This is a genomic window from Thermoplasma sp. (assembly GCF_008709555.1).
GTDB lineage: Archaea > Thermoplasmatota > Thermoplasmata > Thermoplasmatales > Thermoplasmataceae > Thermoplasma.
Genome location: NZ_VYIJ01000004.1, coordinates 50373 through 62119 on the forward strand (window position 1 = coordinate 50373; position 11747 = coordinate 62119).

The window sequence follows — 11747 nt, forward strand, 5'->3', positions numbered from 1 at the left end:
AAATTATTCATTATAAGTTATTTTTCTGTATATCTTGGTTATGGATCCCAGCGAAAGCATTATTATTCCTATTGCAAGGGAGTAGAATGCCTCGTCGGTAACGGATGTCGGGTTCATGATCGAGACTATTGTTGCCAGAAACAGTGAAAAGAATCCAAGAACGGCAGCTATGGCGATGTAAAAGTACCTGCTCTGAGTGGTCTTCTTTGTCTCGGAACTGAAATAGCCTGCGGATTTCATGAGGATAAGTATCATCAGGACTATCAAGACCGCGAGGAAGATCGAGGCCTCAAGATATATACCTCCATCACCCCTGAAGTACCCCGGCAATAGGATACCAAGCTCGAATGCAAAGAAGCCTATTACCGGTGCAGATCCTATGGCCGCTATGTGGTTGTAGTTCAGCTTTCCCATCCTGAAGTACTTCGCCACAACGGTTGTTATGGGCAGAACGATTATCAGTGGTACGATGAAGAAGATCAGGGCATATCCTGTCGGAATCTGTATACCTGGCGTCAGGGCACCCCAGACAGAAAGTCCGATCAGATAGAATATGCCAGTTATGGCAAGTCCTGTGAAGATTGGCCTGTCAGAGAGTTTTAGCGAGAACGTGTTGTCTATGTATGGCAGTATTATCAGATAGACGAGGGGGAATCCTGCAAATATTACTGTGGCCCAGAATGGCCCTATCCCCTGTGCAAACTGGAAATCCAGCTCCTTGTACATGAAGAGCAGGAACCATGGCGGATATGCGGGAACTGCAGAGGCTGCTGGATTTCCTGGGGCTACCTGCGGGAATGGAGAGAACAGCGTAGGGACTCCAGGAAGGAGAGCTGCAAGCGCTGGAAGTATGAATATCGCGGCGAATGAGAAGAAGCCGAGTTCCACCATGTAAACCATGTTGTACGGGTACCATGGCTTGTAATCCGGCTTCTCTTTATCGATCGCAGGTGCCATGTAGTTTGTCTCGCTCCTTCTTGGCATTATGGTTCTTGCCTCAGCCAGGAAGAAGTGTGCAGCAACCACGACAGCTATGAGACCTGCCAGCAGGATATGCCATGCCAGAAGCCTGTGGAACAGATCCGTCTGCGTTCCGTTTCCGAATATTATCTCCATTATGTAATTGCCTATTACCGGAAAGCCCTGTGCTATCCCGCGCCCGACATCAGTTGCGTCTGCGGACAGCACGTCACCGCTGAGAGAGTAGCCGAAGTATCCGACGCCAAGCGTGAGAAGAAGAAGCAATACGCCTGAAAGGAACTGATCCCGCCTTGGCTTCTTGTAAGCTCCAACGAAAACGTTCCTGAGCAGGTGGATATAGAGAAGACCTATCATTATATACGCGCCGTACAGGTGCGTGGTCAGTATTATCTCACCATATGGAACGCTGTGCAGAAAATTCTCTGTGCTTGTGTATGCGTTTGACGGCTGATAGTAGAATAGCATGATCAGCCCGGTGATGACTTCGTAGATGAACGCAAACATTGTCAGCGCACCGGTCCAAAACCACACACCACCTTTCCTTCGCATGTAATCTGGAACGCGCCTCGGTAATGGTTCTGGATTGTTTATTATGTTGACGATGCTTTCATAATCCTCTGGTTTTTTCTCTTCCACTTGAAACACCTCACGTTGATGGAAGCCCCTCGTTTACCACATCCGTGCTATTTCCAGAAATGGCAGTCCCACCTGACAGATCGCTGCTGTGACCGTAGATGGTAGGACCAACCATGGACACAGCCTTGTAGGTGTCCGTTGAAGAATCATATGATAGGACAACGCTGGGCAGTGGATGCGTTGTAGGGCCAGTGACCACGGAAAAGCCGTTTATAGGGTCGTACGTGCTTCCATGGCAGTTGCAGTGAATGAGCCCATGGTTCGACGATCCTGAGATGCTTGTGTTGGGTATGGACGTTCCGGGTGGATAGTAATGTATCTCTGGAGGGACGCAGCCCAGGTGCTGACATATTGCGCTAGACGCCACAACCGACTTGTATGGCCCGACTCCACCGGGCGATGTATAGGTTTGACCGGTTGCAGGTATTTTCACGGTCACTGCCTTAATTGCCACATCCTGGCCGGAAGAATTTCCAAGCCTGAGCAAGAAGTTTGGCTCATTCTGAAGCGGGTAATCGAAAACCACTATCGCAGGCGAGTTCACCGTCAGATCGCTTGTCGTGATGGGCTTACCTGTCTTACTGTCCACTAGTGTAAGCGTTGGAAAAGTGGACGATGTAACTTCCTGGGGCGGAATTATATTCTGAATCAGGCTGCGCAGGGAAAGACCTGCCACAGCCGCTATTGAAATTATACCCATGGCCTTTATGAAATTCCTGCGCCCTGGATCGTTAATAACATCCTGATCCTGATTATCTTTGCATTTCTTATCCTTAGGAGTATCTGCCGTCTATAACACCTCCAGAATCATAGTATTCCCTGATTGATTCTTTTAAACTAGCTAATGAAATAAAGTCTTAACCTAACTATTCAGGTTATTACGGTGTTATTGGAGGAGATGATCCATAGATCTGCCTAACACTTAAGACCAAAGTATTTTATCCATTCGCTATATGAAATATCGTGGATACCAAGGTCTGTAACTACGTTCTGTGTTCTGAGAGATCTCAGATAAATTTTACCATATCACATTTTGTCCTATCAAAGGTATCCGGACATTTCAGCAGGTTCTTTGGCTGTGCTTTGATCAGCGAAATGGAATCAGTCGATTACGCCTTCCTCAAGATAGACGTGACGAGCATCAGAACCGGTAACAGCATAAGGGACAGGAACCTCATGAAGAGAAGCTACTTCAACTCATCTGAATACAGGTACATAGAATGTGAGGTCAAAGATCTCGATCTGAAAAAAACTTTAGATCATCCGGTGGATTTCCATGTAAGAATAAAAGAAATGGAGGAGGTTATCCCATTCAATGTATTCGTGATCTCGGCGAACAGCGATATGATCAACCTGAGAATAACTGGCAAGATCAAAACTCAGGATTTTGGACTGAAATGGCCGTCTCCAATCAAGGCGGGCTTGATGGTTGGGTCAGAGGCCAACCTTAGCATCTTTCTTTCATTGTTCAGGGGTCAGACTACGATAGAGAATCTCGGAAATAATCCATCACAATCTTCTTCAGTCCACGTCGCATCACATCGGAAATAGAAGATGTCTTTATTCCAAAGCTCTTGGCAAGATCCTTCATCGATATCTGCCTGTCTATATCGAAATACCCCAGCTTGAGAGCACTCATTATGACCTCCCTTTCCCTGGGCGTGAGTTCATTCTTGGAATATTCGCTGATGGAGATGACAATGACGTTTATCTCCTCCTCCTTAAGCTTTCTGAGGGCTCTGTTAAACTCTGATCTTGTAGGCGCGATGATCCTGTATCTTACCTTATCGAAACTGATGGATTTGCCGCCCATAACCATCATATTGAATGACTCGAGTATACGGCATGCCGTACAGCTCTTACCCTCTGCCCAGATCGCGTCTTTACCGCTGAGGTTGGCTTTCAACACATAGCCGGGATACTTTTTTATCTCGTTGAACAGCGAATGCCGATCCATTGAGGGTTTTATAAGATGTATGGTAGTATTTTCACCTATCCTAAGCCTCTCGATCACGGCCTGTGGATCCCTGTCCAGAACAAGGTTGGTGACCCAGCAATCCTCCCTCTCCACTTCGATGATAGCTTCAATTGACGGGTTGTTTCCTTTCAATCTAACATGTTAGGCATCCATCAAATATAAGTATTACCTTTAGCGTTCCGATAAGATGACAGATATCAGAGTAAGGGGCTATAGGAGCATTTCATTCTGGCAGGAAGAAGGCATAGGGCTGATCGTGATAAGGAGCGATAGCCATGGCGAATTTGATCTTAATACCCTTGATGAGATCACGGCGGCCATGGGTATCGCAGCGATGGATGAAAGCGTCAAATCTGTAGCAATAACCGGAATGAACAATGTATTCGGACGACGCATCGTGAGCGGCCAGCTATCAAATAACATCGTATACAGAATGATGCAGTCCTCATCAGCGCTGATATCTATGATATATTCTTTAGAAAAACCGGTATTCGCAATACTCAACGGCGACGCCATAGATGAGGGTTATGAGATCGCACTTCTCGCCGACATGATAATAAGCGCTGACGATGTACGGGTTGGCTTCGAAAAGGGTTACGAGTTCAAAATCGGGGGATCCTTCACATCGCTAAGGATGCGGAGAACCGACCTCTCGGTGGCGGAAGAGGGCATCAATGTTGATCGCGTGCTGAAGCATGAGAGTCTGCTTGAGACTGCTAAGGAGATAATAGAGAAAACTGCAGATGCCAATTTCTCCATCAGAAGAAAACAGAGATATAGAGGTATAACTGAACTCATAAACATGGAGAAGCTGAACTTCTATGAGCACTATCTTATGCGAACCTGAACGCCTAAGTGATATCGAGAATTATGTAATGCATTGTTATGCATGGTATTCTTGAGGTCGCCGGCATTCTCAACAGCCGCCTGATCTGGATGGTACAGGCGATTATATTTCATCAAACACCAGGAGTGCTCTTCCTGCGGTAAACAGGATATCGAGTGATCATCTAAGGATAACGATTGCCACCGATGCCAACCTATCACTGTCGCAGATGGCGCTGCGTTTCGAACGCTTCAATTCCTTCCAGATTGGACGATCTAACTTCCAACATGTACATGACATTCGTAAGAAGCCCCTCAATTTTAAAGCATGATACATAATTATATTGAAATCATTTAACAATTAAAACTCTAAATGCCGAAGTTACTAGAAGGCGATCATAGGACTCCTCATTTCCCCTTTAATCTTTTCCTGAGTTCTGAAAAAACGTTTCTCACGTCATAGAAGTATATGTTATCGTAGGGGCAGGCAAGTATGCATGATCCGGATCCAACACATTTCGAGCTCTTGAAATAACCCTGCTTAATGAACTGGCCTGCAAGATCCCCGGCACCGACTTCACATGCCGTGACGCAGGCCTTTGTTTTGCAGGTCACGCATTTGGATGGATCATGCACCTTCAGCCTGAATAGACCGATCCTGCTGAAGAACCCGACGAAAGTACCGGTTGAGCACCACCCGTACCTCCTGCATGGACTCATTCCGACAAGCGGTATGCTCATGAAAAATATGTACCAGATCACGTTCCACACCGTAAAAGAGTATATCACTGCTGGATCGGCGCCATATGGATCGGCCATATGACCGGTGCTGGCAAGATACGAAAGATATGCGGCGATGAGTATGAGTACCCATGATGAACCGATCACCGGGTATAACGATTCCTTGAACCTGCTACCAATGTGCTTTCTGCTTAACGGGGCGGAATAATTGTATTTTATCATGGCCTGGCCAAGTGTACCACCGTACATGACGGCGGATGGACAGAGTGTGCTGCAGTAGCTTCTTCTACCGAAGAGCAGAGCAAGGACGGCGTAAAGTGCATAGCTTCCGATCAGTGCTCCGAGTATGCCTGGGTAAACAGGTCCAAGGCTTCCCACATTTCCCCAGAATGGCAGGATTTCATAGTACCGTGGATCCACAAAATTTGGGAAATAAATGGTGTAAAGTGCATAGGCTATGAGGGCAAAGGTCAGGTTCCATCTCTTCTCGCGCCACCTGAGCTTTCCAATCCTCACTATAACAAGAGAGGCCATCTCCACGCCCATTATTATCAGAAATATGTATGAATTTGTTACTGAACCGAATACTAGAATGGCGTTGAGAACCGCCGCGCCAAGACCGCCCTGCATACCGATGCCGAAGCTGTTCATGAAGGAATTCAGACCATGAACGTTTCCAGTGACCGATATTATTGATGCTGCCGCCAGCCACTCTGCAAGGAATGAAAAAAGGAGCACATAGAACATCTTGTACCTGTTGTTTGACCATCCGATTCTGCCCTTTGCTCCATTGCCCATGAACAAAAAAAGAAAGTAGAATGCCATCTGAGCCAGCATCGATGCGTCAAATAGTGCGAGGAATCCGATCGAACCGAAGACCAGCGATAAAAATAGGCCGACCGCAGACAGGCTCATCAGACCGAAAAAGATCGATATCAAGATTATTTTACTATAGTTCATCGTATCGAACTTTGCTGCGATCACCTCAAAGAGCACGGCCATGAAGATGACCATTACTGCTGTAAAATATAAAATGCCGTACAGCGGAAGATAAGATCCAGGAAGGAAAAATGGATTGAATAGACCTGATAGGGCTATACCCGAGAACACCACTTTCTTGATCCTATCTTGCTCAAGGAATAACAAGGAAAGAGCCATTTCTATCTCCATGGATACTATGAATAGATAGCTGCTGACACTGTGGATCAAAGCATATATCATACCATTTTTCAGCAAGGTTGGATAGGATATCATGGTGAGAAAGTAGGCCATGGTCACCTCGTTTGCTATTAGAAGCGATATGAACAACGATATCCTGGGCGTGCTCTTTGAGGAATCCCTAGTCAGATAAACCCATACGATCGCTGCGCCCATCAAGGCCATAGGTATGTCAACAGCAGCGGATGCCTTCGTGAAAGTCAAAGGACGATTGAAGTATATGATGAGACCCAGAAACATCGAGATCATCATAACCTCTATGAATATCTCCAGACCAACATTGGTGCTTTTTTTCATGATCCTGTAGAAGAGATAGAAGAAGATCAGCGACATCAGGATCTCGATCGGAAAATCAATCAGCGTGTTCAACGATCATCACCCTGTTTCTCCCTGGAAGTGAGAGTCCTGCGAAGCTGTTCAAGGATAGGTGCGTTGTGTACCACATTATGGGAAGCATGGCGATCCAAAGAGCCAAGCTGAACCATACCTGATCTATGAGAGGCATGAACGGCCATATGTGCACCTCCATTACGGACGACATGTAGAATATCACAAGCGGGACGACGTTGAAAACAACAGTAACATATTCTAGGTATGTGTACCTAGTAATGGAAGGCATCAGGCTGTATCCTGAACCTATGAGTATACCGGCTGAGTATCCAGTGATCATCATCAGTGCGTAGAATGCTGGTTTATAATAGGCCATGAAGGTGAGATCCGGAACGAACCATAAGTATGAAATTAGTATGCCCAATACAGACAATGCAGAGGCAACAACTTTATAGGATGAATTCAGCGTCAGGAAGCTGAACAGTATTGTGGCGAATATGAAGCCAGATAGAACCATGGCCATACCGCCCACAAAGAAGAATATGATGTTTTTCTCCAGCCCCAACGAAACAAGAAATTCCAGGATCAATGGGAGTACCACCGATCCCGCCAGGATGGCCACTGCCTGCACAACCGATCTGTCCCTTGGCCGCACAAAGAACCTCTTTATCCGCCTTCCTGATCTGTAAAAGCGTGATACAAAAATATACGTCAGTATGAGAAGGGTGAGGCTCAGAAGCAGCACCGGTATAAGTATCACATCGATTATAAGCGCCGCCACCGCAGGCAGAAGTGAGATGAAGCTCTCACACTGACAGCTGAATGCGCTTGTTAGACCTGAAAGAGCCGAACCTATTGTATTGCCGTGCCTGGATGAATACGATATGATCTGGTAATAATTCTCTGAAACCAATGCTGCAACGGCAAAGAAAACGATCTCTATGAACGGACTTATCAGCACATTTATGTTCTCAGTAAGAACGAAGATACCATCGATATCAAGGCCCAGCGGCACCATTCCGAGCCCCCTGAACAGGCTGACATCAGATTCTATTATCACTGGAGCCCTAGTAGGCAGAGATATCGATACCAGGCCACCAAGGTAGATCATGAATATTATCGTACCGACAAATGCCGGTAATCTTATGAGGTAACCCTCTGTCTCACCGACAAGTTTCAACTCCGCCATCATGGCAAGAATAAGCGATATCAGGGCGAACCAGAACATTGGATACCTGTAAAAAGAAATGAGTATTATAATAAGGAAAAAAACATAGAATGTGTTACCATACATCGCTGCTGATTTTGAAAATCTGCCAACCGGCAGGGAACTTATGAGAAGTATTGCAGGAATTGAAAATACGAAGGCAAATAGAATCATAGAGTCGCTGGTTATGAATATATACCTGTTGTAAAAGATTCCAATAGTCAGAAAAAATATAAAAAATGATATGAGTTGAAAGAGAAAAATGGTTTTGTTATGCATGTTTAATCTACTACGACTGTTCCGGTCATCCAGCCAACAGTGGTCATTGCCCCGCTCCAGCCTCCGTTAACTTCGCTGAGGCCGCAGGGAACGTAACACTGCCATGTGTATGTGCCCGTATTATTCAGGTAAAGATATGCCAGTGTTGTTGATCCACCCCATGTGGGGATGTTCACCAGTATCTGCCCGCTGTTTATTATTGTGAACGTGTGCGTAATATTGTATCCTCCAGTCGAGTTTCCGAACCAGTTGATCTGGCTGATCACCTCTGGCTTCTGAAGCGTGGTGGTTCCGTTTTTATAGGTCGAGAGCGCAGAGGTTGTATTGTACTGATATTCAACACCACCGACTGTTCCGATGACCTTGGTGAATATGGTGCTGTTCGATGTGCTTGTATTACCTATGTTCGGTGTCGGGCCGGAGTCATAGTCTATTATCGTAAGGACAATCTCCCTGTGCGCAGGTAATATTATATTGGCTGCTGATTCTAGGGTGTTGTTGGCTGCCAGTATGAAATATGAAGGCTGGTTGTGTTCGTAAGTAGAGTTGTAGACGTATGGGTTCGATGGCGTTATGACAAGCGTCAGGTAGTAAGGTCCTGTAGATGGAGCAGATACAGGATGGCTGGTTGTGTATGAGTAGGCCACACCTATACCAATACCGCCTATCACGACGACCGCTGTAACCAATGCATAGAATACTTTATCATCCATCTGTTATCGCTATTAAAATGATGTTTCGCTATTTAACCGTGAAAGCTAACATTTTAGGTCATTGCACATCGACAATGGAGGTGAAAAAGATCTTATTCAGATAAGGAAATTATTGCTTCTTATCTCTTCACCCTGCTGTAACCAACAACTCTCGGAAACCCGTTCTGATCCGCAAGGACAAGCGTGTCCTTCAGGACTGGCAGCTTGAGCCTTGTGGTGTATGCATCACCTTCAGGGCTGCATTTCACAAAGTTCATGAGGTCTGATATGTACGGATCAGAAAGCGTATCCCTGTCCTTAAGCGATCTGTGAAATGTGATATTGTCTTCGACCTGATTTGTGTATTCGAATGGCTTCTCGGCTAAAAACATACCCCTGGAAAGCTCCTCAACCTCAACATTCTTCAACGCTATCCCTACCCTGGTACCGGCTTCTGCTTCTTCGAAATCAACGTCGTTTACCTGTATTGACCTTATCTGAACCTGCCTGTTGATCTCTGATAAATAGAGATCCTGGTGTTTTCTAATCTTTCCGGACAGTACGAAGCCAAGAACCACCGTACCTACGCTCTTTACCTTGAAGTAGTGATCTATAACCACAAGCGTGTTCTGATCGTCCCTATCGATCTTAATGTTCTTTATCCTATCCAGTATTTCCATGGGCCTTCCGGAGAAGAATTCTGGATCGATGTTCGTATCCTTGAGCAGCCTTCTGATCGTGCCCTGCTTATCCTCGCTGGCAACTATTATACCCCTCTTTTTTCCGAACAGGTCAAGGGCAATTATCGTCTCAGCGAAATATTTGTCGAGATTCTCACCGTTTATTATGAAAATATCCGTCGGATATATGGAATCCGTGAGCGATGATATCTTGTCTGGATACTTGATCGGTTCTATAAACGTCATCACGCCGTCATCATCTTTCCTGTTGTATAGACGTATGTCGCTCTCTGTGCCCTTCTTCGAAATTTCGCGGAGTATGTCCTCAACGCCATAGGCAAAGACATTGAAATGGTACATACGACCCTCATGCCATATGTTTAGATTAAAATATCCTTTTTATTGCGGAAGCTAAGAAACATTTTAATCGTGATTTGGGATCAAATCCGGATCCCATGGATGTTAAGAGGTACTGCCCTGTTATAGATTCCGATCTGCCAGCCGATCATGTCTATTTCAAATTCAGAAGTGATATAGAAGCGGCCGAGGCATACCTGGGTCTGGCCATAGCGGAAGGAATCAAGGTAAATGAGACCAGGGAAATACTGGATATGATAGACACAATATACAATTCGCTGTCCGATCCTGAATCAAGACTAAACGATTTTCAGGAGAAAAGGCTGAATTTCACAGAGGAAGACTGGTACGATATGAAGGAGAAAGCAAACAACGGAAACCGATGGTCAATGTACATGTTCTTGGCCAGGAGTTCCATCGATAGCGCTGTTTACTGGCTGTACAGTCTCAAAGAAACCGAGGAATTCAGAGAAATCGTGAATGACGAAACCATTTTAAAGTTAATGAAGACGGGCTTTGTGATATTGAGGGAGTCGCTTGGAGATATAAGGCTATGACCTCTCGAACCGAGGTTTTGATTTGTAAAGAGGAAAGGTGAACTACCTCTCCCTTGCGGATGGGGCTTCCACCCACTTAACCACGTCTGAGTGAGCTACTCCTCAGCTGAAGCATCGGAGCTTCCTTTCAACGAAGAGACATCTGCCTGTACGGATATATTCCATGCAAGCCCGAAGTTGCGATCTCCACAGGCGTGAATTCGGACCGCACCGGCCCTACTCAGCCATTTCGTTTATACTGCGTGGTTATCGCAGTACATGCATTTATACCAGACTTCTTTATTATTTTTCCATTGGGGGAAGTCCGTGTATCTCCTCCCTGAAGGTCTGAGTCTTACTGCTTCCCTCAAACTCCTAACTTTTCTTTAAAATTAATTGATATCAGGTAGTGTGCGTGACAGATATACCGCGCAGGAAATCAAGGTATGAAAGCGGTTCCTTCACATACCTGTCCAGTATGTTTGTTTCCCTGTAGTAGTCCTGAAACAGAAGATGGGACTCATATTCGGTGAATAGACCGGTGTCCATAACCGCAGATATAGCCTTTTCCAGTTTCGTTTCTCCTATCTCCTTCTTTCCATTCATCTTTCGTATGTAGTTCACTATCTTTATCAGGGGCAGGTTGTCGTTGCTGCATATATCGTAAACCCCCTCCCTCTTGAGTATCGAATTCACAACGGTAACGACATCATCCACATAAACGGGCGCCAGATTCCCTTCCGGAGATAGATGCCCTATCTTCTCTGACAGTTTTCTGAACCTGTCCGTGAAGTGATCACCTTCGCCAAATAGGAAAGACAGTCTCACAACCAGGCCGCTCTTCAGGACACGCGTATTGTCCTCCACTAGCCTCTTTGTTCTGAAAAACTCCAACGGATATGATGGCTGGTTTATTATAGAGAAAGACACAACCTTCTGATCGGTGTTGTTGGCCTTCACGGCGTTTACAACGTTTTTTATACCAGCAAGCAGGATCTCGCGGTTTCTCTTCTCATCAGCATTCCAGTCTTCAACCGCAAATATGGCCACATCTGCGTCTTTCATAGCCTCTGCGACCTTGGAGTAGTCAGTAACATCGCCTGATATCCACCTGGCATCCTTTCTCGTGATCGTGTTTCCCCTGTCAAGTGAAAAGTATGCCATCTCATCTGCATCCAGTCTGTTGACCAGATGGCTTCCCAGGAAGCCCGAACCACCGAATACTATAACCTTCACATGCTTGTATTTTTTCAACCTATTAAAAATTGACGTAGCTGTTTAGAAATA

The 11747-nt window shown here is 45.6% G+C and carries 11 protein-coding genes; 3 read left to right on the forward strand and 8 right to left on the reverse strand.

Annotation, left to right across the window (positions count from 1 at the left end):
• Positions 1–3 precede the first annotated feature (3 nt).
• A complete protein-coding gene (locus F6Q11_RS02695; protein WP_297026172.1) occupies positions 4–1617 on the reverse strand; it encodes a cytochrome bc complex cytochrome b subunit in 1614 nt (537 codons plus the stop codon).
• A gap of 10 nt (positions 1618–1627) precedes the next feature.
• The gene (locus tag F6Q11_RS02700) at positions 1628–2317 is read right to left on the reverse strand and encodes a Rieske 2Fe-2S domain-containing protein (RefSeq protein ID WP_297026173.1); all 690 of its coding nucleotides are present in this window, start codon (positions 2315–2317) and stop codon (positions 1628–1630) included.
• 263 nt (positions 2318–2580) lie between these two features.
• Here F6Q11_RS02700 and F6Q11_RS02705 point away from each other — a divergent pair, with 263 nt between their 5' ends.
• Positions 2581–3168 carry a YceI family protein gene (locus F6Q11_RS02705; protein ID WP_297026174.1) on the forward strand — a complete coding sequence of 196 codons (588 nt, stop codon included), beginning with the start codon at positions 2581–2583 and terminating at the stop codon, positions 3166–3168.
• Here the strand turns inward: F6Q11_RS02705 and F6Q11_RS02710 are convergent.
• Positions 3098–3727 carry a helix-turn-helix domain-containing protein gene (locus tag F6Q11_RS02710; RefSeq protein ID WP_297026175.1) on the reverse strand — a complete coding sequence of 210 codons (630 nt, stop codon included), beginning with the start codon at positions 3725–3727 and terminating at the stop codon, positions 3098–3100. The genes F6Q11_RS02705 and F6Q11_RS02710 overlap by 71 nt on opposite strands.
• Positions 3728–3782: 55 nt before the next feature.
• Here F6Q11_RS02710 and F6Q11_RS02715 point away from each other — a divergent pair, with 55 nt between their 5' ends.
• A complete protein-coding gene (locus tag F6Q11_RS02715) occupies positions 3783–4442 on the forward strand; it encodes an enoyl-CoA hydratase/isomerase family protein (RefSeq protein ID WP_297026176.1) in 660 nt (219 codons plus the stop codon).
• A 386-nt stretch (positions 4443–4828) separates the two neighbouring features.
• On the opposite strand, the gene F6Q11_RS02720 is transcribed toward F6Q11_RS02715, so the two are convergent.
• The 4 genes from F6Q11_RS02720 to F6Q11_RS02735 form a co-directional block, all read right to left on the reverse strand.
• A complete protein-coding gene (locus tag F6Q11_RS02720) occupies positions 4829–6748 on the reverse strand; it encodes a 4Fe-4S binding protein (RefSeq protein WP_297026177.1) in 1920 nt (639 codons plus the stop codon).
• Positions 6732–8090, reverse strand: a complete 1359-nt coding sequence (locus tag F6Q11_RS02725) for a hypothetical protein (protein WP_297026178.1) — start codon at positions 8088–8090, stop codon at positions 6732–6734. The genes F6Q11_RS02720 and F6Q11_RS02725 overlap by 17 nt, the downstream gene beginning before the upstream one ends.
• A 107-nt stretch (positions 8091–8197) precedes the next feature.
• Positions 8198–8908: a hypothetical protein gene (locus tag F6Q11_RS02730; RefSeq protein ID WP_297026179.1), complete on the reverse strand. Its 711-nt coding sequence runs from the start codon at positions 8906–8908 to the stop codon at positions 8198–8200.
• 119 nt (positions 8909–9027) lie between these two features.
• Positions 9028–9927, reverse strand: coding sequence for an EF-Tu/IF-2/RF-3 family GTPase (locus F6Q11_RS02735; RefSeq protein WP_297026180.1), 900 nt, complete (start codon positions 9925–9927; stop codon positions 9028–9030).
• Between the two features lie 95 nt (positions 9928–10022).
• On the opposite strand from F6Q11_RS02735, the gene F6Q11_RS02740 reads away from it, so the two are divergent.
• Positions 10023–10481, forward strand: coding sequence for a DUF1940 domain-containing protein (locus F6Q11_RS02740; RefSeq protein WP_297026181.1), 459 nt, complete (start codon positions 10023–10025; stop codon positions 10479–10481).
• Between the two features lie 381 nt (positions 10482–10862).
• Here F6Q11_RS02740 and F6Q11_RS02745 read toward each other — a convergent pair whose 3' ends face one another.
• Positions 10863–11696 (reverse strand): SDR family oxidoreductase, encoded by an 834-nt coding sequence (locus tag F6Q11_RS02745; protein WP_297026182.1) that lies wholly within the window; start codon positions 11694–11696, stop codon positions 10863–10865.
• Between the last annotated feature and the right edge of the window lie 51 nt (positions 11697–11747).